This window comes from Pseudomonas sp. PHC1, assembly GCF_046487845.1.
GTDB lineage: Bacteria > Pseudomonadota > Gammaproteobacteria > Pseudomonadales > Pseudomonadaceae > Aquipseudomonas > Aquipseudomonas sputi.
On the sequence record NZ_JBJXHJ010000006.1, the window covers coordinates 1 to 24,981 of the forward strand.

The 24,981-nt window shown below is 60.6% G+C and carries 30 protein-coding genes and 1 pseudogene; 13 read left to right on the forward strand and 18 right to left on the reverse strand.

All coding sequences use genetic code 11. The features are described from left to right. Positions 1 to 133: 133 nt before the first annotated feature. Positions 134 to 820 carry a GNAT family N-acetyltransferase gene (locus tag ACKJSM_RS10420; RefSeq protein ID WP_410237371.1) on the reverse strand — a complete coding sequence of 229 codons (687 nt, stop codon included), beginning with the start codon at positions 818 to 820 and terminating at the stop codon, positions 134 to 136. Between the two features lie 183 nt (positions 821 to 1,003). Between ACKJSM_RS10420 and ACKJSM_RS10425 the strand changes: the two genes are divergently transcribed. Beyond that, positions 1,004 to 1,222: a YXWGXW repeat-containing protein gene (locus ACKJSM_RS10425; protein WP_410237372.1), complete on the forward strand. Its 219-nt coding sequence runs from the start codon at positions 1,004 to 1,006 to the stop codon at positions 1,220 to 1,222. A 6-nt stretch (positions 1,223 to 1,228) separates the two neighbouring features. On the opposite strand, the gene ACKJSM_RS10430 is transcribed toward ACKJSM_RS10425, so the two are convergent. Next, the gene (locus tag ACKJSM_RS10430) at positions 1,229 to 1,786 is read right to left on the reverse strand and encodes a YceI family protein (protein ID WP_410237373.1); all 558 of its coding nucleotides are present in this window, start codon (positions 1,784 to 1,786) and stop codon (positions 1,229 to 1,231) included. Positions 1,787 to 1,877: 91 nt separating this feature from the next. Beyond that, a complete protein-coding gene (locus ACKJSM_RS10435; protein WP_410237374.1) occupies positions 1,878 to 3,233 on the reverse strand; it encodes an MATE family efflux transporter in 1,356 nt (451 codons plus the stop codon). Positions 3,234 to 3,381: 148 nt separating this feature from the next. Between ACKJSM_RS10435 and ACKJSM_RS10440 the strand changes: the two genes are divergently transcribed. Both ACKJSM_RS10440 and ACKJSM_RS10445 read left to right on the forward strand, forming a co-directional pair. Then, positions 3,382 to 3,948, forward strand: coding sequence for a chorismate mutase (locus ACKJSM_RS10440; protein WP_410237375.1), 567 nt, complete (start codon positions 3,382 to 3,384; stop codon positions 3,946 to 3,948). A gap of 125 nt (positions 3,949 to 4,073) precedes the next feature. Then, entirely contained in the window at positions 4,074 to 4,436 is a 363-nt protein-coding gene (locus ACKJSM_RS10445) for a hypothetical protein (RefSeq protein WP_410237376.1), read from the forward strand. A gap of 73 nt (positions 4,437 to 4,509) precedes the next feature. On the opposite strand, the gene ACKJSM_RS10450 is transcribed toward ACKJSM_RS10445, so the two are convergent. Then, positions 4,510 to 4,845, reverse strand: coding sequence for a hypothetical protein (locus ACKJSM_RS10450; RefSeq protein WP_236177591.1), 336 nt, complete (start codon positions 4,843 to 4,845; stop codon positions 4,510 to 4,512). A gap of 173 nt (positions 4,846 to 5,018) precedes the next feature. Here ACKJSM_RS10450 and ACKJSM_RS10455 point away from each other — a divergent pair, with 173 nt between their 5' ends. Further along, positions 5,019 to 6,698, forward strand: coding sequence for a diguanylate cyclase (locus ACKJSM_RS10455; protein WP_410237377.1), 1,680 nt, complete (start codon positions 5,019 to 5,021; stop codon positions 6,696 to 6,698). 106 nt (positions 6,699 to 6,804) lie between these two features. On the opposite strand, the gene ACKJSM_RS10460 is transcribed toward ACKJSM_RS10455, so the two are convergent. Together ACKJSM_RS10460 and ACKJSM_RS10465 are read right to left on the reverse strand one after the other, a co-directional pair. After that, positions 6,805 to 7,191 (reverse strand): c-type cytochrome, encoded by a 387-nt coding sequence (locus ACKJSM_RS10460; protein WP_410237378.1) that lies wholly within the window; start codon positions 7,189 to 7,191, stop codon positions 6,805 to 6,807. 55 nt (positions 7,192 to 7,246) lie between these two features. Further along, the gene (locus ACKJSM_RS10465; protein ID WP_410237379.1) at positions 7,247 to 8,578 is read right to left on the reverse strand and encodes a PLP-dependent aminotransferase family protein; all 1,332 of its coding nucleotides are present in this window, start codon (positions 8,576 to 8,578) and stop codon (positions 7,247 to 7,249) included. 89 nt (positions 8,579 to 8,667) lie between these two features. Here ACKJSM_RS10465 and ACKJSM_RS10470 point away from each other — a divergent pair, with 89 nt between their 5' ends. Beyond that, on the forward strand, positions 8,668 to 9,561 hold the full coding sequence (locus ACKJSM_RS10470; protein WP_410237380.1) for a DMT family transporter: 894 nt from the start codon (positions 8,668 to 8,670) through the stop codon (positions 9,559 to 9,561). A 3-nt stretch (positions 9,562 to 9,564) separates the two neighbouring features. Here the strand turns inward: ACKJSM_RS10470 and ACKJSM_RS10475 are convergent, their stop codons facing one another. Further along, positions 9,565 to 10,386, reverse strand: coding sequence for a cupin domain-containing protein (locus ACKJSM_RS10475; protein WP_410237381.1), 822 nt, complete (start codon positions 10,384 to 10,386; stop codon positions 9,565 to 9,567). Between the two features lie 134 nt (positions 10,387 to 10,520). Here ACKJSM_RS10475 and ACKJSM_RS10480 point away from each other — a divergent pair, with 134 nt between their 5' ends. Then, positions 10,521 to 11,039 (forward strand): carboxymuconolactone decarboxylase family protein, encoded by a 519-nt coding sequence (locus ACKJSM_RS10480; protein ID WP_410237382.1) that lies wholly within the window; start codon positions 10,521 to 10,523, stop codon positions 11,037 to 11,039. Positions 11,040 to 11,058: 19 nt separating this feature from the next. Here the strand turns inward: ACKJSM_RS10480 and ACKJSM_RS10485 are convergent, their stop codons facing one another. Next, complete coding sequence (locus tag ACKJSM_RS10485) at positions 11,059 to 12,504, reverse strand: SulP family inorganic anion transporter (RefSeq protein ID WP_410237383.1); 1,446 nt, start codon at positions 12,502 to 12,504, stop codon at positions 11,059 to 11,061. Between the two features lie 159 nt (positions 12,505 to 12,663). Between ACKJSM_RS10485 and ACKJSM_RS10490 the strand changes: the two genes are divergently transcribed. Both ACKJSM_RS10490 and ACKJSM_RS10495 read left to right on the forward strand, forming a co-directional pair. Beyond that, a complete protein-coding gene (locus ACKJSM_RS10490) occupies positions 12,664 to 12,960 on the forward strand; it encodes a hypothetical protein (RefSeq protein ID WP_410237384.1) in 297 nt (98 codons plus the stop codon). A 77-nt stretch (positions 12,961 to 13,037) separates the two neighbouring features. After that, complete coding sequence (locus ACKJSM_RS10495; protein WP_410237385.1) at positions 13,038 to 13,583, forward strand: hypothetical protein; 546 nt, start codon at positions 13,038 to 13,040, stop codon at positions 13,581 to 13,583. Between the two features lie 50 nt (positions 13,584 to 13,633). Here the strand turns inward: ACKJSM_RS10495 and ACKJSM_RS10500 are convergent, their stop codons facing one another. Next, complete coding sequence (locus tag ACKJSM_RS10500; protein ID WP_410237386.1) at positions 13,634 to 14,248, reverse strand: hypothetical protein; 615 nt, start codon at positions 14,246 to 14,248, stop codon at positions 13,634 to 13,636. A 122-nt stretch (positions 14,249 to 14,370) separates the two neighbouring features. Then, a complete protein-coding gene (locus ACKJSM_RS10505; protein WP_410237387.1) occupies positions 14,371 to 14,829 on the reverse strand; it encodes a GNAT family N-acetyltransferase in 459 nt (152 codons plus the stop codon). Positions 14,830 to 14,952: 123 nt separating this feature from the next. Between ACKJSM_RS10505 and ACKJSM_RS10510 the strand changes: the two genes are divergently transcribed. Continuing rightward, positions 14,953 to 15,594 carry a TetR/AcrR family transcriptional regulator gene (locus ACKJSM_RS10510; RefSeq protein WP_410237538.1) on the forward strand — a complete coding sequence of 214 codons (642 nt, stop codon included), beginning with the start codon at positions 14,953 to 14,955 and terminating at the stop codon, positions 15,592 to 15,594. 4 nt (positions 15,595 to 15,598) lie between these two features. On the opposite strand, the gene ACKJSM_RS10515 is transcribed toward ACKJSM_RS10510, so the two are convergent. The 3 genes from ACKJSM_RS10515 to ggt all read right to left on the reverse strand — a co-directional run bounded on the left by ACKJSM_RS10515 (position 15,599) and on the right by ggt (position 19,055). Beyond that, complete coding sequence (locus ACKJSM_RS10515; RefSeq protein ID WP_410237388.1) at positions 15,599 to 16,618, reverse strand: lysozyme inhibitor LprI family protein; 1,020 nt, start codon at positions 16,616 to 16,618, stop codon at positions 15,599 to 15,601. A 109-nt stretch (positions 16,619 to 16,727) separates the two neighbouring features. Further along, a complete protein-coding gene (locus tag ACKJSM_RS10520; protein ID WP_410237389.1) occupies positions 16,728 to 17,261 on the reverse strand; it encodes a cysteine hydrolase family protein in 534 nt (177 codons plus the stop codon). 66 nt (positions 17,262 to 17,327) lie between these two features. After that, on the reverse strand, positions 17,328 to 19,055 hold the full coding sequence (ggt, locus tag ACKJSM_RS10525) for a gamma-glutamyltransferase (RefSeq protein ID WP_410237390.1): 1,728 nt from the start codon (positions 19,053 to 19,055) through the stop codon (positions 17,328 to 17,330). A gap of 135 nt (positions 19,056 to 19,190) precedes the next feature. On the opposite strand from ggt, the gene ACKJSM_RS10530 reads away from it, so the two are divergent. Then, positions 19,191 to 19,706 carry a methylated-DNA--[protein]-cysteine S-methyltransferase gene (locus ACKJSM_RS10530; protein WP_236177577.1) on the forward strand — a complete coding sequence of 172 codons (516 nt, stop codon included), beginning with the start codon at positions 19,191 to 19,193 and terminating at the stop codon, positions 19,704 to 19,706. On the opposite strand, the gene ACKJSM_RS10535 is transcribed toward ACKJSM_RS10530, so the two are convergent. The 4 genes and pseudogenes from ACKJSM_RS10535 to ACKJSM_RS10550 all read right to left on the reverse strand — a co-directional run bounded on the left by ACKJSM_RS10535 (position 19,703) and on the right by ACKJSM_RS10550 (position 22,798). After that, positions 19,703 to 20,293, reverse strand: coding sequence for an NUDIX domain-containing protein (locus ACKJSM_RS10535; protein WP_410237391.1), 591 nt, complete (start codon positions 20,291 to 20,293; stop codon positions 19,703 to 19,705). The genes ACKJSM_RS10530 and ACKJSM_RS10535 overlap by 4 nt on opposite strands. A gap of 142 nt (positions 20,294 to 20,435) precedes the next feature. Further along, a pseudogene (locus ACKJSM_RS10540) lies at positions 20,436 to 21,461 on the reverse strand (chitinase); the annotation flags it as partial. Between the two features lie 40 nt (positions 21,462 to 21,501). Then, positions 21,502 to 22,137, reverse strand: a complete 636-nt coding sequence (locus ACKJSM_RS10545; RefSeq protein ID WP_410237392.1) for a lytic polysaccharide monooxygenase auxiliary activity family 9 protein — start codon at positions 22,135 to 22,137, stop codon at positions 21,502 to 21,504. Positions 22,138 to 22,360: 223 nt separating this feature from the next. After that, positions 22,361 to 22,798, reverse strand: a complete 438-nt coding sequence (locus ACKJSM_RS10550) for a hemerythrin domain-containing protein (protein ID WP_236177575.1) — start codon at positions 22,796 to 22,798, stop codon at positions 22,361 to 22,363. A 137-nt stretch (positions 22,799 to 22,935) separates the two neighbouring features. Between ACKJSM_RS10550 and ACKJSM_RS10555 the strand changes: the two genes are divergently transcribed. Beyond that, a complete protein-coding gene (locus ACKJSM_RS10555) occupies positions 22,936 to 23,361 on the forward strand; it encodes a GNAT family N-acetyltransferase (RefSeq protein WP_236177574.1) in 426 nt (141 codons plus the stop codon). 64 nt (positions 23,362 to 23,425) lie between these two features. Here the strand turns inward: ACKJSM_RS10555 and ACKJSM_RS10560 are convergent, their stop codons facing one another. After that, positions 23,426 to 23,776 carry a hypothetical protein gene (locus ACKJSM_RS10560; protein ID WP_236177573.1) on the reverse strand — a complete coding sequence of 117 codons (351 nt, stop codon included), beginning with the start codon at positions 23,774 to 23,776 and terminating at the stop codon, positions 23,426 to 23,428. Positions 23,777 to 23,911: 135 nt separating this feature from the next. On the opposite strand from ACKJSM_RS10560, the gene ACKJSM_RS10565 reads away from it, so the two are divergent. Beyond that, the gene (locus ACKJSM_RS10565; protein ID WP_236177572.1) at positions 23,912 to 24,241 is read left to right on the forward strand and encodes a DUF6388 family protein; all 330 of its coding nucleotides are present in this window, start codon (positions 23,912 to 23,914) and stop codon (positions 24,239 to 24,241) included. A gap of 23 nt (positions 24,242 to 24,264) precedes the next feature. Beyond that, positions 24,265 to 24,966: a YoaK family protein gene (locus ACKJSM_RS10570; protein ID WP_236177571.1), complete on the forward strand. Its 702-nt coding sequence runs from the start codon at positions 24,265 to 24,267 to the stop codon at positions 24,964 to 24,966. The last annotated feature ends 15 nt before the right edge of the window (positions 24,967 to 24,981 follow it).

Sequence of the window (24,981 nt, forward strand, 5' to 3'; positions counted from 1 at the left end):
ATGTGTTTGCTCGCACGAACATCATCAACCAAATCGGCGTTCTTGTTTCTATGTTTCCCGGGATTCCGTGAAGAACCACAAAAAAGCCCTTGCTGCGCTAAGCGCAACAAGGGCTTTTTGCCCGCTGCCCGGGTCAGTGAACGGTCAGGCGCTGGCGGACAAACTCTTCAGTGCGGCGGGTAACCTGATCCAGATGCCGGTCGCGCTGTTTCTCGGCATCGAGCATCGCCCGCTTGCCGTGCTTTTGCAGCAGGTAGGTGTGGATCTGCTGCACTTCCAGAGAGCGGTAGATCGGCGTTGTGTCGATAAACCCGCGCAGCCCGTTGCTGCGGTAATGCCGGGTGCTCATCAGCACCTGCGTTTCGAGTTGGCCCAGCACTTCAAAACCCAGCGCCTCGAAATACGGCACCTTGCCGACGCTGCAGGTCAGCTCGGCATGGGGGTAACGCGCCACCATGTCCGCGATCAACGAGCGGGCCACGCCCTGACGCCGATGGCCCTCGCGCACCGCCAGATAGGCCACGTTGCACGCCTCCCAATCACCCTGCACCGGCAGGTACAACAGGAAGCCGATCACCTGCTCCGGATCATCGTCATCGGTGGCCACCAGCAGTTCCACCTCGGTGCCCTTCTCGCCGTTCAACGCCTCCAGATACAGATGCACCTCATAGCCCACCGCGTACTGATAGACGTTGTACAGCAGGTTGCTCGGGCCGAGGCCGATGGCACTGATGTCGGTGAGATAGTCGACCACCATTTGCAGGATCTGGCTGTTGACGCCTTCGGAGCATGGGGTTTTGTAGTGGGTGATGCGGGGCATGGCGGGCGGACTCCAACGGTAAAACACAAGTTGCCGGGCGGGTTGAGCGAGCGGCGAACCGCGACATCATACCTTGTGCACGCCTGACAAAAATTTCATCTGCCCGAGAACGGATCTTTCGCCGATTTGGCGTCCAATTTTTCAACTGCGTTCATTTCCAGACGCAGGCCTTGAGGAGTTGTCATGAACGTTCTGCGTTCCCCAAAAAACCTGCTCGCTGCCACGCTGATGGCAATCACCCTGTCGGGCTGCGTCGTCGAACCGGTTCGCCCGCATCGGCCACCACCGATCGTCGAAGTGGTCCCGGTCATGCCTGCGCCGGGTTATCACTGGGTCGCCGGGCATTACCGCTGGGCCGGCAACCAATGGCGCTGGATGCCGGGGCATTGGCGAGCGTATTGAGGCCGGTCACTGCGCGGGGGCAACGACCTTGAACTTGATGTCGATGTCCTTGGACACCACGGTGTCCGCCCACTCCCCTGCACCGAGCCCGAACTGGTCGCGCTTGAGCACCAGTTCGCCGTCAAAAATACCGATGCTGCTGTCGGGTTTGAGTTGCACCGGCACCTGCACCTCACGGGTGATGCCTTTGAGGGTGAGATGGCCGTCGACCAGATAACGGTTGGCGCCGGCCGGGCTGAAGCGGGTCGATTCGAATACCGCCACCGGGAATTTTTCGGTGTCGAACCACGCCGGTTTCACCAGCTCGGTGTTGGCGTCTTCACTGCCGGCGTCGATGCTGGTCAGGTCGATGTGCAGCGTGGTGCGGGCATTGGCGAGATTGTCGCTGTCGAAATCCAGCGTTGCGTCGAACTTGCCGAAAGTGCCGTACATCCGCGAGCCCATCTGGTTGTAAGTGAAGCTGATCTGGCTGGCGGTGGTGTTGACCCGGGTGTACTCCACCGCATGCGCAGCAGGGGCAACAATCAGGCTACACGCGGCGGCCAACAATAAGCGAATCGACATGCAATGCTCCGGCGCCCGATGGGTCTCGAATGACTTAAGCAAACATCCGTCACTTGCGCCAGCCCCGCCAACGCCCACCTGGATCAGTCCGTCACACCAACCGCTCAATCTTCTGATGCTGCCAGACCCGTTTGTAATACAGCGTCTGCAGCACCAGCATCCCCAGATACGCAATCGGAAACGCCATCCACACACCCTGCAGACCAAACCGCCCGTCCAGCCAGTAGGCCGCCGGCAACTGCACCCCGAGCACGCAGATGATCGCCACGCCCACCGGCACCAGCACCGTGCCGCTGGCGCGCATGATGCCGCCAATGATCGCCTGGAAACCGAAGATCAACAGGCTCCACAACATGATGTGCAACAGGTGCTCGGCCATCGCCCGGGTCGAGTCTTCGGTCAGGAACAGCCCCAGCAACCAGTGCGACAACAGGTAACCCGACAGGATCAAGCCCCCGGTCAGGCACACGTTGATCCACAGCCCGGTGCGCAGGATCGGGCCCATGCGCTCCAGCCGCCCGGCACCGATCGCCTGGGCGCCGAGGATCGACGCGGTGATCGCAATCGACAGCGCCGGGAACTGCACGTAATTGACGATCTGCGTCACCGCCCCATAGGCCGCCGTCGCCTGCGAGCCGTGCTGGTTGACCAGCGCCAGAATCACCAGCTCCGACAGCGACAACACGATCATCTGCACCCCGGTTGGCAAGCCGATGCGCAACACCTTGCCGAGAATCGCGCCGTCCAGTCGCAGCGCCGCGAAAAACTCGCGATCCGGCGCCAGCGGATGGCCCTTGCGAATCAGGCTCCATGACAGCCACGCCATCGACGTCAGCGTGCCGGCCAGACCTGCAACCGCCGCACTCTGGATCCCCAGTTGCGGCAAGCCGATCCAGCCGCGAATGAACGCCGGAGTCAGCGCCAGCCCGACAACGGTCGACAGCAGCAGCGCCAACATCGGCGACAGCGTATCGCTCACCCCGCGCAACAACTGAGTGAACAGCACGTACACCAGCACAAACGGCAAGGTCCACATCATCACCCGGGCATAGGCCACCGCATCGTCCAGCACATCCGCCGGCGTGCCCAAACCCTGCAAGGCCTGACGCGCAAAAACACTGCCCAACACCGCCGCCACCAGCCCGATCAAGACCCCCAGCAACAGCGTCGCCCCGGCAATCGCCTTGACCATGTGCGATTCCCGCGCGCCCCACGCCTGACCGATCAACACCCCTGCCCCGGCGCCCAGGCCGATGACCAGCGCGATGAAGAAAAAGATGATCGGAAACATCCCCGACACCGCCGCCAGCGCCTGAGTGCCGAGCATCTGGCCGATGTAGATGCTGTTGACCGTGCCCGACATCGATTGCAGGAAGTTCGACAGCACCATCGGGGCCAGGAACAGCAGGTAGGTTTTCCAGAGGGGCGAATGGGCGGGGGTTTGCATTGAGGATCCGTCTCGGGTGGGAGCTGATGACAGAGTCTAAGGTATGCCATGCCGTTCAGGTCGCACCGGTTTGCATTAAAACGTCGCAATCTGCATCTTGATCAATGTCCGCAGCCTCCCCTATCACGACAGGAAGTGAATCCCTCCCATGCGCCGTTCCCCATTTCTGCTGAGTTGCACCTTATTGACTGTTCTGGCGACGACTGCCTACGCCGCTCCCGCCCCCTCGCCCGAGGGGGTGCAAGGATTGGTGAATACGTTGAACGAACGCCTGAACATCGGCGACCTCGTCGCCCTGACCAAATGGGACAGCGGCAAGCCGATCCAGGACAGTCCTCGTGAGGCGCAGGTGATCGACAACGCCCGCAAGCTGGCCACCGAACGCAAGCTCGACCCGGAAGACGTCGCGCAGTTGATCGCCGCGCAGATGGAGGCCAACAAACTGGTGCAGTACGGTTTGCTCGCACAATGGCAAGCGGCCGGTGCCGCGCCGGACACGCCGCGCCCGGATCTGGGCAAGCAGATTCGCCCGCGTCTGGATGAGTTGCAAACCCGTCTGCTGCAGCAATACGCCGACTTCACGCCCTACCGCCACGACCCGAACTGCCCGGCGTGGCTGGCCAAGGCGCGCAGTGGTCTGACCCGCGATACGCTGCATGATCTGGCCCTGACCCGCGCCACCGGAGAGCTGTGCATTCGGCCGCTGGCGCCCTAGAACAAGGGTTCTGGCATTCATTGCTGGCGTCGATAGTCACCATCAGTTCAATGAAGTTCTCATAAAAAATCCGCGGCGTAACATCGGCTCCATACCAACCAACAACACCCCTGGAGCACACGATCATGAAACGCCAAATCCTTCTCGGCATCGCTTTCTCGGTTCTTGCAGTCAACGCTTTTGCAGCCAAACCCGCCCATACCCTGATCGCCGAAGGCGGTTCGGACCGGTTGATTGAAAGTCGCTTGGCCGAGGGTGGTTCGGATCGTTTGATCGAACGTCGTGTGGCTGAAGGTGGCGCTGATCGCCTGCTCGAACGTCGCGTGGCTGAAGGTGGTTCGGATCGTCTGATCGAACGCCGCGTTGCTGAAGGTGGCGCTGATCGCCTGCTCGAACGCCGCGTTGCCGAAGGTGGTTCGGATCGTCTGATCGAACGCCGTGTGGCTGAAGGTGGTTCGGATCGCCTGATCGAACGCCGCATCGCCTGAATCAAACGCTCTACCGCTGCACAAACAAAAAGCCCGGCCTGATCAGCCGGGCTTTTTCACGTCCAACCGGCGCTTATTGCACGGTTTTCAGTTTGACCACGTCACCGGAGATCTTGGTGGTGTAACCGGTCAGGACCCAGGCCCAGAACCAGTTTTCCTGAACCTGGGTGTTGATCATGGCGTCGCCGCCCTTGGCTTTGATCGCGGCATCCTGTGCGCGGACAAAACGGCTGTTCTGGCGGATCGGGATCACGCCGAACAGCAGCAGACCGGTGGCGGTGGCTTCGCTGTGGCCAATCACGGTGTATTGGCTGCTGTCGTATTGTCTGGTGTTCATCGGGGTGCCGGTGCAACCTGCCAGAACCGCACCGATCAGGGCGGTGGCGACGACTTTGCTGAGGTATTTCACTGCAAGACTCCATGGGTAAACGCCCGGGATCCGTCTCTCGGGCGGCGCACACTTTACCGAACGTAGTGGCTCATTGGTATCAATCTCGGCCGATTTCGTGAAACGCCTTGCTGGCAGCTCATCCGCGATGTCGCATACCATGGCGCCACTCCAATAAAGACAGGCATTTCTCCATGCTCAAAGCCAGCCTGCGCAGCCACCTCACCCTCTGGTTTGCCGGTTTGTCTCTGCTGACGCTGTTGAGCGTGGGCTTCTATGTCGGCGATATCGCCACCGAACAAATGAAACGCGCCAGTGGCAATGCGCTGCTGAGTACCGCGCGGTCGGCGGCGGCGTTGCTGGGCGAGCAGTTGCGCGAACGGCAACTGGAGGTCTATCTGCTCAGCCGGGCGCCGCATCTGGAACGAGGCGATCTGGACAATCCGGCGATTCTGAAGTCGATGCAGCTGCGCACCGAGGCCCGCAGCGAGTATGCGTGGATGGGGGTGACCGACACTCAGGGGCGTGTGCATCAGGCAGTCAACGGCTTGCTGGTCGGTCAGGCCGTGCAACAGCGCCCATGGTTCCAGGCCGGTCTGCGCGGTGAATACACCGGCGATCCGCACGAAGCCGTATTGTTGGCGAAACTGTTGCCGGGCCAGCCCAACGGCGAGCCGCTGCGCTTCATCGACTTCGCCGCACCCATCCGCAATGCCGATGGTCAGGTGCTCGGTGTGCTTGGCGCCCATGCGCACTGGAGCTGGGTCACGCATATCGTCGAGGCGGCAGCGATGTCGCACAAGGGGGCGGAGCCGGATATCGAAGCGCTGATCATCGATCACGACGGCAAGGTGCTGTACCCGGAAGCGCTGGTTGGCCAACAAATGCCGACCAGGGATCCAATGTCCCCGGGCTGGGTCGTCGGCAACGGGTACCTGACCAGTGAGGTGGCTGTGCCGACGCCTACAGGCACCGCGTTGTCGTGGTCGATTGCCGTGCGTCAACCACTGGACACCGCGCTGCAACCGGCGCGACTGCTGTTTTATAAATTGCTGTTGCTGGGAGTTTTCGCCGCCGTGGCGTTCGGCCTCGTGGCGTATTACCTGGCGCTGTACCTGAGCCGGCCCATCGAGCTACTTGCGCGCTCTGCCCAAAAAGTCCAGAACAACCAGCCTGGTGCGCACTTCCCGCTTCAGCATCCCGTGCATGAAATTGCCCAGCTCGGCCAGTCCATCGACGCCATGACTCAGTCGCTGCTCGCCAAGGAGCGTGAGCTGCAAGAGACCAACGCTTCGCTCGAAGCCACCGTCGCCCAACGCACGGCGGCCCTGACCCTGGCCAACGCCGAGCTGCTGAACCTGGCCACTCACGATGGTTTGACCGGTGTCTACAACCGCCGCCGCTTCGACGAAAAACTCACCGAATACAGCCTGCTGTTCCGTCGTACCGGGCGGCCGTTTGCGCTGCTTCTGATTGACGCCGATCACTTCAAGCGCATCAACGACACCCACGGTCATGCGGCCGGCGACGACGTATTGCGGCAATTGGCGCAGCTGATCCAGATCAGCATCCGGAGCACGGATTTCGTCGCACGTTACGGAGGCGAAGAATTTGCCGTGCTGCTGCCGGAGATCGCCAAACCCGATACCCCCGACATCGTCGCCGAGAAGATTCGGTCAGCGATCGCCGAGGCGACCTTTCCAGCGGTCGGCCCGGTGACCGTCAGCATCGGTGTTGGCCTGGCCGACCCTGCCGACAACCAGCCGACAACGCTGGTCAAACGCGCCGATCAGCAGTTGTATCAGGCGAAAGCGGCGGGTCGTAATCGCGTGGCCTGCCAGACTTCACTCACCGAGGTGAGCGGGCACGGCTGACCTGCACTTGAATCAGGTGTCGCTCTTCAACCGGGTCAAAAGCCGTGTCGTCAGCCGGGCAGTCGTCGACGGCCGCTCGGCCTTGCTCAGCTCCCGCACAGGCTCTTCATGGCTGAGAAAATGTCTGCAGATATGCCAACAGATTGTCGATCTTCTCCTCGTCACTCAGCCCCCAAAAGATCATCCGCGTCCCCGGCACCACGCCCTTCGGATCCTTCAGATACGCGGTCAGCGTTGCACGATCCCAAGTCAGGCCTGAGTTTTTCATCGCATCGGAATACACGTAATTTGCCGACGTCCCCGCCGGGCGGCCGATAATGCCGTTGAGTTCCGGGCCGAAGCCCGGGCGAGCGGATTCGCCGACCTGGTGGCAGCCGCCGCACAGGCGCGGGAAGATTTTGGCGCCGGCCTCAGCGTCACCAGCGGCCAGCGCTGGCGTGCTGAGCAGGCCTGCGTTGAGGATCAAAGCGAGCGTTAATGCAGCGTTTTTCATCAGGGATTTCCAGATCGTCGGCGGCGCCAAGGGTAATCGCGCGCGGCAAGTTGCGCTACAGGTAGGCACCCACGACCTGGCGGACTTTGAGCAAGGCTTGACGCAGGGCAAGCATGTCCACCGAGCCCAACGCCAGCCGAATCGCATGGGGCACATGGGCAGACACGGTGAAGGGCTCGGCGGTGGTGACCGACACCTGTTCATGCATCAACTCGACCACGATATGGTCAGCCCGGACATCTTCCGGCAACGGCAGCCAGAGGAAATACGATGAGGCATGGCCCACGGTCGGAAGGCCCTCGAGGATCTCGGCGGCCAGGACTTGCCGGGCCTGAGCGTCGCAGCGCTTTTGTGCTTCGAGCAAGGTCACGGTGCCGTCGTCGAGCCAGCTGCAGGCGATGGCAGTCATTACCCCGGGCGTGTTCCAGGTGGTGGCGCGGATGATCCGCTCCAGTGCCGCCACCCGTTGGACCGGCGCGGCGATGAAACCGACACGCAGGCCGGTGGCGATGTTTTTCGACAGGCCCGAAACGTAGACCGTGCGTTCCGGTGCCAGAACCGCCAACGGGGGCGGTGGGTTATCGACCAGAAAGGCGTAGGCCGCGTCTTCAAGAATCGTTAGATCATGCCGGCGGGCAATCGCGATCAAATCCTCACGTTGCGCCAAAGGCATCACCCAACCCAATGGGTTGTGCAGGGTCGGCATGCTGTACACGGCACGCACCGGGCGCTGACGGCAGAGTGTGTCGAGGGCTGTCAGATCCGGCCCGTTTTCAGTCACGGGAATCGCCACCACTTCCAGGTGCAGCGCTTCGGCCAGCACTTTGAATCCGGAGTAGGTCAAGGCGTCGGCGGCAATCACATCGCCGGGCTTGAGCAAACCCATCAGCGTGACTGCCAATCCTTGCTGGGCGCCGTTGACGATCAGCACCTGCTCGGCCTCGACACTCAAACCCCGCGTTTGCAGGTGCCGCGCCACCGAGGCCCGTTCATGCTGGCGACCGGCATGAGGCTGATAGCGCAGCAGCGCTTCAAGGTCGCCGGACAACGCCAGTTGTCGTAACGCGCTGCGCAGCAGCTCGGCCTGCCCCGGCAATGACGGGTAGTTGAAGTTCAGATCGATCATGCCGACCGCGACGTCTTTCTGGTCGATGCCCTGCCCCGGCAACAACGACGTTTCCCGCACAAAGGTGCCACGCCCGGCTTCGCCGCTGACCAGGCCCATGGCCTCAAGCTCGGCGTACACCCGCGAGGCCGTGACCAGCGCCAGCCCTTCACTGGCCGCCAATTGTCGGTGGGTCGGCAATCGCGTACCGGGCAACAGGCGGCCAGCGCGGATGTCGGCGGCATAGGTGTCGACGAGGGTCTTGTAGCGGGAGCGCGGCATGTCGGCTTGTATCCATGACAATTTTTTGATTGTGCTGATTCTCAGCCCTAGGATCGATCCAACGCAACCCACCTCCGAGCGCCACATCCATGGAACGAACCACCCAACTCGGCACCCCGGCCCTGGAAAAAACCAGCGGCTGGATCAATGGTTTCATCGGCGTCCTGATCTTCAGCGGCTCGCTCCCCGCCACGCGGCTGGCGGTGCTGGAGTTCGACCCGGTGTTTCTCACTGTCATCCGCGCGACCATCGCCGGCGCCCTGGCGTTGAGCCTGTTGTGGCTGTTTCGCGAACGGCGTCCGGCGCGGGATCAGTGGTTCTCGTTGTTGATCGTGGCGCTGGGCGTGGTCGCGGGTTTCCCGCTGTTGACGGCTCTGGCGCTGCAATACGTGACGTCGGCGCATTCGATTGTGTTTGTAGGATTGCTGCCGCTGGCGACGGCGATTTTTGGTGTGTTGCGCGGCGGTGAACGGCCGCGTCCGGTGTTCTGGATTTTTTCGGTGCTGGGCAGTTCGCTGGTGGTCGGTTTCGCGATCTCGCAAGGCCTGACCGCCTCGCCCACCGGCGATCTGCTGATGCTGGCAGCGATTCTCGCCTGCGGCCTCGGTTACGCCGAAGGCGCCAAACTGTCACGCACCCTCGGCGGCTGGCAGGTGATCTGTTGGGCGCTGGTGTTGTCGTTGCCGGTGATGGTTGTGCTGAGTATGTGGCTGGCGCCCGCCTCGTTCAGCGGCATCAGCCTGTCGGCGTGGATGTGTCTGGCGTATGTTTCGCTGTTCAGCATGCTGATCGGCTTCGTGTTCTGGTATCGCGGCCTGGCTCAGGGCGGGATTGCGGCGGTCGGTCAGTTGCAATTGCTCCAGCCGTTTTTCGGCCTGGCACTGGCCGCAACCTTGCTCAACGAACACGTCAGCGTGGGCATGCTGGTGGTCACGCTGGGGGTGATCCTGTGCGTGGCCGGGGCGAAGAAATTCGCCAAGTAATCTTCAGCTCGTGCCGGATTTCCATTCTCGCGGGCTGAGCCCGGTCTTGCGCCGAAACGCCCGGGCCAGCGCCGAGGGACTTTCATAACCGACCTCTTCGGCGATCAGGGCAATCGGCCGTCCCTCGCGCAAGCGTTTCTGCGCGAGGCTGATCCGCCAGTTCACCAGATAATCCACCGGCGTCTGCCCCACCACCCTCCGGAAGTGTTCGGCGAAACCGGCGCGAGACAGATTGGCGGCGTTTGCCAATTCGGCGACGGTCCAGGCCTTGGCCGGTTGATCGTGCATCAGATTCATGGCTCGGGAAATTTTCGGATCGGCCAGCCCCGCCATCATGCCCGGCTGTTGGTGGCGACTGCTGATGAGGTGGCGCAGCAGCAGAATCACCAGCAATTCGAACAACCGGTCCATCACCGCTTCGCGCCCGCAGTGTCCGTCGAAGGCTTCCTTGAACAGCCACTCCAAAGTGCTGGCCATTTCCGGAAGGTCAGCGAGTTTCAGCACCAGATAATCCGGCAGCGCTGCTGCCAGGGCATTGCCCGCGCCGCCGTCGAAGGTCAGCGATGCGCACACCAGTTGCGTGCCCATGGCTTCGTTGGCGAACAAGCGATGGGCCATGGGGCGAGGGAAGAAGATCAGGGTCGGTTCATTGAGCGAGACTTGAGGATCATTGCCCGGCTTGAGTAACAGCTCTCCCGCCTGCAGCAAATGCACATGCCCGCAGACCTGATCGCCGCCGTAGGCGCTCACCCCGCAGAACGTGCCGCTGTGAAAAGTGCCGGCGTTGACGCCGAAATGACTGAGCAACGTGGAAAGGCGATCCATGACGGATTCTCGCAAGGACAGGTTTGGACGATCTGTCGCATATCCTCGACGATTTGCATCCAAAGCACCAGCCACGCTCAATAACATGACCTCCATCCCCGGCGCACTTCGCACCGGACTTTCGGAGAATCACCATGAGCCGCATCGCCCCTCTCAGCCTCGAAACCGCCACCGACGCCACTCGCCCTGTGCTTGAAGGCGTGCAGAAAAAAATCGGCTTCCTGCCTAACCTGTTCAAGACCCTGGCCGTCGCACCTGCCGCGCTGGATGCCTACGTGCAAATCTCGGCAACGCTGGGCAAGACGTCCCTGAGCGCCAAGGAAAAAGAGGCGGTGTACCTGGCCACCTCGCAAGTCAACGGTTGCGACTATTGCCTGGCGGCACACACCCTGTTCGCCAGCAAGGCCGGGCTGGCAGTAGAAGACATCATCGAAGCGCGTCATGGCCGGCTCAATGCCTTCGCCACCCTCGCCCATCAACTGACCGAAACCCGTGGTCATCTGAGCGATGAACAGATTGCCGCCGCCCGCGCTGCCGGCATCGACGACAAGAAGATCATCGAAGTGATCGCCCTCGTCGCTGTGCAAACCCTCACCAACTACCTGAACAACGCGGCGCTGACCGACATCGACTTCCCTGCTATCGATGCCTGACCAGTGACCGGGGTCGATCTCAGTCGTGATCGACCCCGGCGCGTTTCAGCAACTTCTTGCAGCGCTCGGACAGGTGAAACACCTGCAACTGCTTGCCGGCCTTGGCGTAGCGTTCGCGCAGGGTTTTCAGCGCGGCGATGGCCGAGTAATCGACAAAGCTCAGGTGCCGACAATCCAGCGTCACCCGTTGCGGATCTGTGGCCGGGTCGAACTGATTGAGAAACGGCGTGGTCGAGGCAAAAAACAGCGTGCCGTGCAGGCGATAGAGCTTGCTGCCGTCCGCTTCCAGATGTTCATCGGCGTACAGCTCGCGCGCTTGCTGCCAGGCAAAGTTCAGCGCGGCGATGATGATCCCGCACAGCACAGCCGTGGCCAAATCAGTGAACACCGTAATGATCGTTACCGCGATGATCACCAACACATCGTGGAGCGGCACTTTGTTCAGCACCCGCAACGAAGCCCAGGCAAAGGTCTGCTGCGATACCACGAACATCACCCCCACCAGCGCCGCCAGCGGAATCCGCTCGATCAACGGCGACAGAAACAGAATGAACAACAGAATCAGCACCCCGGCCACCACCCCGGACAAGCGCCCGCGCCCGCCGGAACTGAGGTTGATCACGGTCTGGCCGATCATCGCGCAACCGCCCATGCCGCCGAATGCACCGGAGACCACGTTTGCCGCGCCCAACGCCACGCATTCGCGATCCGGATAGCCACGGGTTTCAGTGATTTCGTCGGTGAGGTTGAGGGTCAGCAGGGTTTCCAGCAGACCGACCAGCGCCATCAGAATCGCGTAGGGCGCAATGATGCGCAGGGTGTCGAGAGTCCACGGGATGTCCGGCAGCGCAAACGTCGGCAGGCCGCCGGCGATGTGCGCCATGTCGCCAAGGGTGCGGGTTGGCAGACCAAGCAGATAAACCAGCAACCCGACGCCGAGGATTGCCACCAGCGCCGGCGGCACCGCACGGGTCAGGCGCGGCAGGATGTAGACGATGGCCATGGTCAGCAGCACCAGCCCGGTCATCAGGTACAGCGGCGTGCCACTGAGCCATTGCTCACCGCTCTTGAAATGCTCCAGTTGCGCCAGCGCAATGATGATCGCCAGGCCGTTGACGAACCCCAGCATCACCGGGTGCGGCACCATGCGCACCAGCTTGCCCAGCCGCAACAGCCCGAACGCCATCATGATCAGGCCGCCGAGCAACACCGTCGCCAACAGGTACTGCACGCCGTGTTGGACCACCAGCGCGACGATCACTACGGCCATTGAACCGGCCGCCCCGGACACCATGCCCGGCCGGCCACCGAACAGCGCGGTCAGCGTGCAAATGATGAAGGCGCCGTACAGGCCCATCAGTGGATTGAGATGAGCCACCAGCGCAAACGCAATGCATTCGGGCAACAGGGCAAACGAGGTGGTGAGTCCGGCCAGGACATCGGCGCGCAGACGAATCGGTTTCATGGCTTACCTGACAGAGCGGCCGCCGGCGCGGCCCCTGATATTCACGGGAAAAAGAGGGTTGCGGATGTTACGCAAATGCCCGGGCGCGGGCCAGTCATCGCTGACAACCGTCGGCATGCACTCTATGCTGGCGCGCAGTTTTTGCCAGTGGAGCCCCGAATGCCGACCGAATTGACCAGCCGCGAAGTGTGCCAGCGATTGCGCGATGCCGCGCTGGGCGTGTGTGGCTTGCAGGTGATGGACGCGGGAACGGATCGGGTTGCGGTCGACATTGAAGGCTGGCGCTTGCAGCTGGACTTCGACGGCCAGCGCCTGCATCACTGCGCTGATTGTCTTTGCCCGGACGGTCGCCAATGGACGCTCGACGCCCGGCAGCGCTTCGGCACCGATCCTGTCAGTCTGTTAAGTACCTGGGAATTGGCGCAGATCGAGGGCTTGTTGCGGCAACGTGAATGAGGGACGGCAAACAGAGTTGCCCAATGATGGCACTATGCCCATAATTCGCCCCCCTCTTCTACGCGCAAGGAACTGCCGTGAAAAAATCGCTGTTGTTGATCCCGTTGTTTGCTCTGCTCCTGCAAGGCTGTGGCATGACCATGGCCCGTTACGAGCCAAGCTTCGACAATGTTCAGAAGCTCAAGCAGACCCCGCCGCTGCACGCGATCAGCAATCCACAGGTCACCGCTGAATCGGGCGAAGGCTCGTTGATGGTCCGTGCCAACCCGATCAAGTCGCCGACAGGCAGCATCCCGGCGCATATCCAGGACGCGATCACCGAAGAGCTGCGCAAGGCCGGTCTGCTCGATCCGCAGGCGACGCGTCATCTGCAGGTACTGGTCGTGAAAAACCAGTTGAACGCCGGCATGGGCACCGGTGACGGCACCCTCGCTGCACGCTTCACCCTGCGCAATGGCAACGATGTGGTGTACGACGCCACCAAAGATGTCAGCCATCAGTGGAACAGCAGCTTTTTCGGCTTTATCGCGATTCCCAACGCGACCAACGCCTACAACCCGATGCTGCAGGACTTGCTGAAGAATCTGTACAGCGATCCCCAGTTCATTCAGGCCCTGAAGTAAGGTCAAAAAAAGAGCCGCGATTGCGGCTCTTTTTTTGCTGCTGGAGTGAGTCAGATGCCCGAATACTTCGGACGGTTGCTGTCGGCCCATTCCTTGAGCAACGCATTGACCTGCCGAGTGAACGTGTCGGTCACCGCCGCTTTCGGCGTATTGAACGCCAGCGGAAGGAACCAGATGCCCATCCAGGTGCCGACCGCGTCATGGTTGCTGGCGGTGGACAGCGGCTGGCCTTGCTGATCGAGGGTTTCCAGGCTCATGGTGTACTGATCGGTGGCGTAGGCCGGAATGATCGTCATGCTCAGACCGCTGATGAACGCCAGCACCAGTTGGCCGCCATTTGGTGGATGGTTGTACATTTTCAGACGCAGGCTGTAGTCACCTGGCTGCTTCTCGAACTGGTCGAAGGTCACACGACCGAACAAACCGGAATCCTTCAGGATGGTTTGCAATTGCGGTTTGAGCATGTCCCGAGCTTGTGGCATTTCCACGGCGGAAGCACTTTTCGGCTCGCCCTGATAAAAGTCGAAATCGACATAGACGTTTGGCTTGTTGGCATAACTGGCCATCGATGGCAGCGTGACCGGAGCCACTTCGTCCTGGGTGAAACTGGCACAGCCGCCCAGCGCGAGCACCAGACCCAGCGCCAGGATTTTCCCGAATTGCATGATGTCTTCCCTAAAATGATATCAAAGAGCCTCCATCGCGGAGCGCCGGGGCGGATTCTAGTGATCGTCTACGTCCGGGAAAAGACCTGATTCGGCAAAACCGTGAAAAAGTTCGCGCCGATTCAGCGTTGGCGCAAATCGAGGGTGTACGTGTAATAGCCTGTATCACGCACCCAACCGAGCGACTGGTACAAACCCTGGGCACTGAAATTGTCGGTGGCGGTTTCCAGCACCAGTCCTTTGGCGCCGGTTTGCAGCGCGAAATCCCGGGCAGTGTTCATCAATAATCGGCCGACCCCGCGGCCCCGGGCGAACGGCGCGGTGAACAGGTCGCTGAGCAGCCAGGTGCGATGGGCGTCAATCGAGGAAAACGACGGGTACAACTGCACGAAACCGAGCGCTTCGCCGTGATCGTCCTGCACCAGAAAAATGCTCGACTCGTTGAGTGCCATGCGCTCGGCAATGAAGGCCCGCGATTGCTCAAGGTTCGACGGCTGACCATAAAAGCCTCGATAGGCGTCGAACAGATTCGCTACCGCGTCGAGATGAATCGTCGTGGCGCGCTGGGCCTGGAAAGTCATTGGCCTTTTCCTGATGTAATTGAAATTGAAACCAGCATAGCGCCGAGAACCGAGTTCGCTGGCTTAATCGCTATATAGTTTTGTACATTGCGAACCCGAATGGCCAGACCCTCCATGCCGTCCATGAGCAGCATCCGCGAACGCAACCAGCCACTGATCCTGGCCGCCGCCAGTGAAGAATTCGCCGCCAACGGTTTCGATGCGACCCAGACCCGCGACATCGCCGCCCGCGCCGGTGTGCCCAAAGCCAATCTCTATTACTACTTCCAGAGCAAGGAAAACCTCTACGGCAAAGTGCTGCTCGGCTTCGTAGAACCGCTGCTGGAAGCCTCGGCGGTACTGCGCGAAAGTGACGACCCGCTGATTGGCCTGCGGGCCTACGTCGCCGCCCGCATCCGCATCGCCCGCGAGCACCCGGCGATCGCCAAAGTATTCAGCGGCGAGTTGCTGCTTGGCGGCCGACAGTTGCCCGAAGAATGCCGCGATCTGCTGTATGGCGAAGCCCGGCGCAATGTCGAATGCCTGCGCAGCTGGATCGACCGGGGGCTGCTGGCGCCGGTCGATCCAGAACATTTGATGCTGTTTATCTGGTCGGCGACGCGCACCTACACCAACATTGGCTGGCAGATGGGGCGCATCACCGGGCGGGAGGTGCCGCAGGATGAGGATTATGCGGTGGCGGCGCAGACGATTACGCGGTTGGTGCTGGAGGGGGTCGTGGCTCCACGGAAGGAGGAAATCCGTGACGTGCTGTTTGCGACCTGAAGCGTCAGGGCATGAAATCCAGCGGAAGCGTGCGGTCGCCTTCCATCCGCTCGTACCATGCCTGGAACTGAGCAGGCAGGCGCTTTTTCCATTCCGGTACATTGGTGTAGTAACGGGCTCGCGTATGGCCCTCTTTTTCAGGCACCAACATCAGCACCCAGAAACGGTTACTGGCCGCACGCATCAGAATGGCCGCGTTCATATTGCCCAGCCCACGTACCCACATCTCGATGACCTCTGCATCAGGCACATCAACCGCCGGGTCGCCGACGGTCATCGTACTCGTACGGTCCACCAGTTTCTGATAATCACCCTTGAGCAGTTTATGCATCGCCTGATCCTCTTGCTGCGTACGAGCAAGTCCGAGGCTCAACAGGTTGTAATTCATCGATAGTGGTTTTTCAGACGCCACATAACGACCTGAATAAAAGACACCCATACCGGCACCGCAATCAACGTCATCGCCATTCTGTGTGACGTCCAGTACACCATTGATCGCTCGAAAAACAAGCGTGCAACTACCCTCTTCGAAACGGGCTTCACCACCGTTCAACACAGCAATACCTTCCAATTCACCAGAGTTGGCGCCCTCCTGTGCTGAAATCCCAAAGCGGATGTGTGTGGCGTCTTGACGCTTGATAATCACTTCGGATGCCGAGTTCACCCCGTGAGGAATCAACTGCCATGTGGCATCCCATGAGAACGTTCTGGTCGCATATTTCAGCTCAGTCAGGCGCATCAGATATTCACGATGCAAGCACGCCGGTTCAGCGCCACAAAGGCTGCGGTTCTTCAACCATGCTCTTTGATCAGCCTTGAGCGCTTGCGGGTCAGCCACCTGCACCAACGTTGTCCGCCAAAGCACCCCAAGCTTCTCATCAAGACTTGAGATATTCGGATCCGCACAAACGGCTTTTTCAACCGGGCTGGAAGCCCCAGCACAGTCGAAACTGGCAGCGTGGGAGGCAGTAGCAAATACGAGCGACGTCAGCAGCAAGGCGTGACGGAGATTGAAAGCGAGCATCGACAGATTCCATTCCTGAGGCGGCGGCAGTATGCCGGGCCCGGGCTATCGATGCTCTGGATTTTTCACCGGTTGCTGGCGGACAACCGGGCTCTTGTGCAAGAACGACTCAGAATCTGATTTCAGCCGCCGGCTTCACATCGATCCGCGCCACGGAACCGGTCAGGTGCGCCCAGTCCTTGTTGTGTTCGGCGATGATGTCTTCGGCGCTCATGTTGCCGTTATCGACCGTCGTATGGGCGTCAGCCGCCAGTTCCACGTCGTAGCCCAGTTGATGGGCCTGACGCACGGTGGCGTTGACGCAGTAATCGGTTTGCATGCCACAGATCACCAGGCGGTCGAAGTCTTCCCGGGGGATCAGTTTCTGCAGGTTGGTCTGGTAGAACGAGTCGTTGGCGGTCTTGTCGACGCGCAGATCGCCAGGTGCAGTGTTCAGGCCTTCAGCCAGTTGCCAGCCTTCGGAGCCGTGGGCGAACGGGCTGTCCTTTTCGTTGTGCTGGATCAACACCACCGGCACACCCGACTGGCGCGCGCGGGCGCTGAGGCCGTTGATGGTGTCGATTACCCGATTGGCGTCGTGGCACTCGTATTCGCCCGCGCACAGGGCGCGCTGGACATCGATGATCAGCAATGCGGTGGTCATGGTGAGCCTTCCTTGATCGATCCTTGAGACTGGGGCGGACGTGTGCCCGCCCTCTTTTTACTCTGCTCAGTAACCCAATGACAACCCGGTGTTGCGCCGTGGATCGTTGGCGCCGTAGAAGCGGTTCTTGCCCACCGGTTTGCCACCCAGCGACGGCGCGCCGACCAGAATCGCAGCGATGTGGTTGGCGTCCTGCGGGCCCGCGAATTTGTGGCCCCAACTCTCGAGAATCTTCTTCGTGTCAGGGCTGGCAGCGAAGTCTTCGAGATTGGTTTCCTCCGGCATCCACTGCTGGTGGAAACGCGGCGCGTCGACCGCTTCCTGCAGGCCCATGTCGTAGTCGATGACGTTGAGCATGGTCAGCAACGTCGCGGTAATGATGCGACTGCCGCCCGGTGTACCGACCACCATCACCACCTTGCCGTCCTTGGTCACGATGGTCGGGCTCATCGAGGACAGCGGCGCCTTGCCCGGAGCAATGGCGTTGGCCTCACCCTGCACCAGGCCGTACATGTTCGGCACGCCGACCTTGGAGGTGAAGTCGTCCATTTCATCGTTGAGGATCACCCCGGTCTTGCTCGCCATCACGCCCGCGCCGAACCAGTCGTTGAGGGTGTAGGTGACAGACACCGCGTTGCCCCATTTGTCGACGATCGAATAATGCGTGGTGTTGCTGCCTTCATGAGGTGCGACACCGGGTTTGAGTTCCGCCGACACGCCGGCCTTCTGCGGCTGGATCGCATTGCGCAGCTTGGTCGCGTAGTTCTTGTCCAGCAGGTGTTCAATCGGGTTTTTCACGAAATCCGGGTCGCCCAGATAGCTGTTGCGATCCACGTAGGCGTGGCGCATCGCTTCGATCTGGTAGTGCATGCCCTGGGCCGAATGGAAGCCCAGATCCTTCATCGGATAGCCTTCGAGGATATTCATGATCTGGCAGATCACGACACCGCCAGAGCTCGGTGGCGGTGCCGAGACAACGTGATAGCCGCGATAGTCGCACTCCACCGGGGCCAGTTCACGGGTCTTGTATTTATCGAGGTCGGCCTGGGTGATGATGCCCTTGTTAGCCTGGCTGGACGTGACGATGGCATCGGCCACCCAGCCTTTATAGAAGCCGTCGGCGCCTTTTTCGGAAATGGTGCGCAGGGTTTTGCCCAGATCCTTCTGCACCAGTTTCTGCCCGACCTGCATCGGCTCGCCATTGCTCAGAAAGATCGCGCCGGAGTCCTTGATATCTTTCTTGAACACGTCAGTGGCGTATTCCAGCAACTCGACGTCACCCTGCTCCAGCTCGAAACCGTCTTCGGCCAGTTTAATGGCCGGGGCAATCATTTCCTTGCGCGGCTTGGTGCCGTACTTGCTCAGCGCCAGCTCCATGCCGGACACGGTGCCCGGAACGCCGACCGCGAGGTGGCCACGGGTGCTCAGATCCGGAATGACGTTGCCGTCCTTGTCGAGGTACATGTTGGCCGTCGCGGCCAGCGGGGCTTTTTCCCGGAAGTCGAGGAAGGTCTTGCGTCCGTCCGCCAGTTGAATAGTCATGAAACCACCACCACCGAGGTTGCCTGCCGCCGGGTAAACCACCGCTAGTGCATAACCCACGGCGACCGCCGCATCCACCGCATTGCCGCCACTTTTCAACACGTCGACGCCCACGTGAGTGGCCAAGTGCTGGGCGGTGACCACCATGCCGTTTTCGGCGGCCACCGGGGCAACCGAAGCCGCATGGGCCATGAGGCAGCTGAGCACCAATGAGGTCGCCATCAGCGATTTGGCAAAAGGTTCGTACTTCATGAGTCGGTCTCTTCTTTTTATAAGGTAGGAAAGCGCTTCAAGAGCATCAGCCAGTATGGTCGCGATTGCAGTTTGCGCCTCCCCGATCCGGTCGTATGCTGGGCGCAGTTTCCGCCCATCTCCCGGAGTTTTCCCATGGCCTACACGTTCATCACCCTGCCCTCACCCGTCGGCGAGCTGAAGCTGGTCGCGAACGGTTCACGTCTGGCCGCCATCCTCTGGGAAAATGACAAACCGAACCGGGTGCGCCTCGGGCCGATGAGCGAGGCACCGGACAATCCGGTGCTGATGAAAACTGCACGACAGCTGGAAGAATATTTTGCAGGAACGCGAAGCGCGTTCGATCTGGAGCTGGACTTTGCCGGCACCGAGTTCCAGAAAAAAGTCTGGGCCGCGTTGCTGACCATTCCGTTTGGCGAAACCCGGACCTACCGCCAGATCGCCGAACAGATCGGCCACCCGAGCGCGGTGCGTGCCGTCGGCGCGGCGAACGGGCGCAACCCGATTTCGATCATTGCGCCGTGCCATCGAGTCATCGGCGCCTCAGGAAAGTTGACCGGGTTTGCCGGCGGCCTGGAAGCCAAGGAGCGCTTGCTGACCCTGGAGGGTGGCCAATGGTCCGGCATCGGTAGAACCGGTGAACTGTTCTAAACGCCAAACAGGTTATTCATCGCCGCATACTGCAGCAGCATGATGGTCTTGGCATCGCAGATCTCGCCGCGCTGGAACGCCGCCAGCGCCTCGTCGAAACGCCACTCCAGCACTTCAAGTTCTTCGGTCTCTTCTTCCAGACCGCCGCCTTCACTGACCTTTGACGAGGCATCGTACTCGGCAATGAAAAAGTGCAACTTCTCGGTCACCGACCCGGGGCTCATGTAAGCCTCGAACACCTTCTTCACGTCATGCACGCGATATCCGGTTTCTTCCTCGGCCTCGTCGCGGATGCGCTGTTCCGGCGCCACCCCTTCAAGCAATCCGGCTGCCACTTCAATCAGCAAACCGTCGTGACCGTTGACGAACACCGGCAGGCGGAACTGGCGGGTCAGCACCACGGTGCGCTGCTCGCGGTTGAACAGCAAAATCGCCGCGCCATTGCCACGGTCGTAGACCTCGCGAGTCTGACGCTGCCAGTCACCGTTGTTGCGGCGATAGTCGAAGGTGATTTTCTTCAGTAGATACCAGTCGTGGGACAACACCTGGGTATCGACGATGTTGACCCGCTCGGCTGTGTCGGACATGACGCCTGATCCTTTTCTGTCATCGGAAGATAGCCATGGTAGGTGAAATGATGCGAACCGCCGACGAAAAAAAGCCCGGCAGCGCTACCGGGCTTTCCTTCATTGACTACTGATGTGCCACGTTCACCGTTGCTGCATCAGCACCCTGCGCCGCAGATGGCGCCCCGTGAATCAGCGGCCCATACCGCCGACTGAACTCCCAGTTGTACGACACACGATCCTTGCTGGTGCCGTTGTCCCAGTTCACCGACCAGGTCATCAGGCCCTTGATCGGATGCCCTTTGACCGCCAGGCGTTTCATCGCGTTACCGACCACCGTCTTGTCGATCACGTAACCGGTGGCGGCGGCATCGACGTTGGCCGGCAGGCCGATGACGAATTTGTCCGCCGGGATCTTCGTGAAGCCGCGAGTACCGGTCACCAGACTCTCGGTCAGGTAATAGAGAAAGTCCTCTTTCATCGCGTCGTTGTTCTGGGCGATCCACGCTCCGTTGCCGTTATTGGCTTCCGGCACCCAGACCCCGTCGCCACCCTGGTTGTAGAACTGCGGAGCGATGAAGTCGTAATAGCCTTCCAGCGCCTGCAGGTAACCGACATATTTGCCGGAGGTGGTCAGGTACGGAAACTCCGGCGCCATGCTGATGATGAAATGCTTGCCCTGGCCTGCGTAGTGATCCTTGACCAGTTTCAGCGCCGCCGGCAGGACGGTCTTGTTGGCAGCGAAATCAATCGCGCTCTGTTCAAGATCGATGTCCAGGCCGTCGAAGCCGTAGGTTTCCACCAGACGGATGATTTCGTTGGCCAGCGGTTGCTCCTGGCCGGCGCGCAACTCGATGTGCGCATCCGCGCCACCCAGGGAGATCAGCACGGCCCGCCCCTGACTGTTGAGCACGCCGACCTGACGGCGGAACTCGGCATCGGAGACGTTGAACGGTTTGAAGGTCGGAATCCCGCCGCCCTTCATGAAAGCCACCGCGACCACGTTGTATTCCTTGGGCACATGCTCCAGGGCGATGTTGGCGAACTGGCCGCGCTGGTAGCCATCGCTCGGGCCGGCCGGCCAGTTGTGCCAGAAGCCCATGAGGATCTTCTTGCCGGCAAGGCTCGGCATCAGCGAAGCCGCATCGCTGGCCTGGTTTTTCAATAGCGTGAAGTCGATGTTTGACATGTTCTAATCCTTCAGAACGTGTGAGTTTGAAGTTGCGGGCTTATTTGAAGTCCACATCGAAGGCCTGATAGAAGGCGTTGCCGGTATTGGCGACGATCCACATCAGGAGGATGACGTGATGCCCGTGCTTGTTGTCCGGCAGTTTCACCGCGTGATTGACCTTGGCTTTCAATTCCGCCGCATGACTGTAGTACGGCACTTGCGGATAGAAATCCTCGGCGAACGGTTGCGCCTCCAGTTGCGCTCGGGTGATGCGTTGTTTCGGGTCCCAGCCATCCTTGGTGATCAGCCAGCGATAACCGCGGGTGGTGTGCGGCGCGGTGTACTCCCATTTGACCTCAAGGGTCTGGCCGGGGGTGACATTGAGCAGCGGCCAGGAGAATGGACGCCCGAGTTTCTTGCTCATTTCTTCTGCGGTGAAGTTCACACAGTCACGTGCGTCGTTCTTGCCGCCACTGAGAATATAGCCGTCAGCGGGCGGTACGACGCTCGGGTTGTCGCTTTCGAAGGGCGCCGGGAACGGGCCGGCCGCCAGCGCCGGGAAGTTCTTGCCGCCTTCCATTTCATTGACCTGCCAGCCGCCGAGCAATCCTTGCTCGATGGCCACCGCGCCGCGGCTTGCAGGGGAAATGACGCGACCGTGTCGCAGTTGGGTTTGAGCTTGTGGTTGGTTCATGTTTTTCACTCCGTTGATTTAAGAACTCTCCTGTCCCAGGAGAGGCCTTCAAGCTAACGGAGGGGGATTTTTTGTCCATCGGCGGTTTTGTCGTAGTCGGCCTCGGCGAAACTCGAAAATTGCCGAAAACACTGTATATAAACACAGCGTATTGCGATGACGCTCACCCGACGCATGGCAAAAAGACTACACCGCGTCATTACAAAAACCTGCATTCACCGGCTCAGGGAAGCTGCGCCTTGAACTCCTTTTCATACTGCCCGGCGAGCTGTTCCTTTTGCTTGTCGTCGAGCAGCTTGCCGGCCATCTGGAAGAATTTCTGCTCTTCTTCCTGCAAGTGATGGTGGACCTTATCCGACAGTTTTTTCGCCGTGACCAGCCAGGCCGGGCTGGACATCTCGGTCGCGTCGAGTTCTTCCATCATTTCGTCCATTTCATGGTGCTCGGCGATGGCATGGCGACTGAGGTCAACACCCTTGTCGAACTCCATCAGCGGGATATAGAAATGACGCTCTTCAGCCGTTTCGTGGGCCTGCAGCTCAGCCTTCAACTGCTTGTACGCCTCAACCCTTTGCGGGGTGTCACCGCTGGTCTTGATCAACGATTTCGCGTAGGTCCGCTGACGGTCGTGACTTTCACGCAGGGCTTCGAAAATGTTCATGGAATCTCCCAGGCAAACGCGTTCCGGATGGACGCCCTGAAAGGCTAGACCGCGGCGCAGGAGCGACGGTTCCAAGCGATTGCTTCAACCGACGGTGACGCGATAGGCTGCCAATTCATTACGACAAGGAAGACAACATGACGTTGCGGATCGAGCTGTCGCAGGACCCCACCGAAGAACAGCGCGCGGCCATTCTGGCGCCGCTGCGTGCCTACAACATCGCCAACGCCGGGCCGTCGCTGTACGAACCGGTCGCGCTGCTGGTGCGCGACGACAACGACGCGATCCTCGGCGGCCTTTATGGGCACACATTCTATCGGTGGCTGTTTATCGAGTTGCTGGCGGTGCCGGAACAAGGCCGGGGACAGGGCATCGGCTCGAAGCTGATGAACAGGGTCGAGGAATTCGCCCGGGAAAAAGACTGCGTAGGGATCTGGCTCGATACCTTCGATTTTCAGGCGCCCGGGTTCTACAAAAAACTGGGGTATACCGAGTGTGGCGAGATTGTGGATTATCCGCTGGGGCACAAGCGGCATTTTTTCCAGAAGCGCTTGATTGATTAAGCTCCACGCGCCCTCGCCCGCAGGCTGGCGAGGGTCGCGTAGCGTCAACGCATTCAACTGCCCGTTACAGACAGGTCGCCAGCGCTGCCAAGCGGCGCTTGGCCACAAAATCATCCTTCTGCGCGTAGTAATTCAGCACGGTGCCGGACGCATCGGTAGTCAAGTCGACAAACGACTCCGCCGAACGCGTGTAGACCGTCGAACCGCCCTTCTTGCCCGGTTGCAGATACGCCGCCGCGTCCACGCCAAACACCGCTTCATCCTGCCAGGCAAATTGCACGCACCGGGCCACGTCTTTTTCGGGCTTTTCCGAGTTCAGGGTCTTGTAAGGGGTTTGCGTGCGGGCGTCTTCCATCGCCGAACCCGCGCAACCGGCCAGCAGGGTTGCCGCCAGCGCCACCATCAGCATTCGCATTGCATTCGCTCATTCGGAAAAAAGCGGACTGTATCACCGCAACAGGAAAAATCGTTCTGCTTTAGTGCATTTAGTGCGCGACACGTGCCGGCCGCTGCGGCACATTAACGGTCATCAGCCTCACAAGGAAAAGCCATGGCGCCTACTGACCAGCGACACGAACAGGCTCTGAAACTGTTTCTCGATGCACGCCCCGAACTGCGCGAAGCCCTTGACCACCTCAATCCGTTGCTGGCCCAGGCCAAGGGTGAAACTGCGGCGCAGTATCGCGAAGAACGCCTGCACGAAGCCTTTGAAGCCGAGGCCGAAAGCCAGGGTCTGTTTGCCTGGGAACTGACGTTGCAACTCACTGCCGCGACGCCCGATGAGTATCAGGCACAACGCCTGGAAGTGCATCGCGAAGTGGCGGAAATGGCCGGGATGGACTGGCTGGAATATTGCGATCTGTATGGCATAGAACCGTAACCCTGTACAAGGATGCTGCCTCGATGCTGCCTTCCACTTCAACTCACCGCGCCAGCCCCGGACATGTTCATAAACAGAAATGGCGTGGCCGTGTGGGGCTGGCACTGGTTGCCAGCCTGTCGGTACTGGCCGGCATGACCGACGCCATCGGCTTCATGGCCAGCGGCGATTTCGTTTCCTTCATGAGCGGCAACACCACGCGGCTGGCGGTGGCGATCAGCGATGGCGACAGCGCACTGACAGGGCGGCTGATCCTGCTCGTCACGACGTTCATTGTCGGCAATGCCCTCGGGGTTGTGGTCAGCCGACTGGGTGGTCGGCGGGCGCTGCCATTGCTGTTGTCCATCGCTGCTCTGCTCTGTGCCGCGGCCTGGCCCTTTGACACGCAACTACCGGCCCTGCTGGCGGCGATCATTGCGATGGGCATGCTCAACGCGGCGGTGGAAGAAGTGAACGGACTGCCGGTCGGGCTGACGTACGTCACCGGTGCTCTGTCCCGATTCGGCCGTGGATTGGGGCGGTGGGTACTCGGCGAACGAAGAAGTGGTTGGCGAGTGCAACTGGTGCCTTGGAGCGGGATGTTGATCGGGGCCATTCTGGGGGCGGTGCTGGAACATCATCTGGGCCTCAAGGCGATGTTGGTCAGTGGTCTGTTCGCTGGTGTTCTGGGGCTTTTGACCCTGAAAATTCCACGACGCTGGCAGCTAGGCTACATGCCGCGCTGACAGACACCTGTTCGC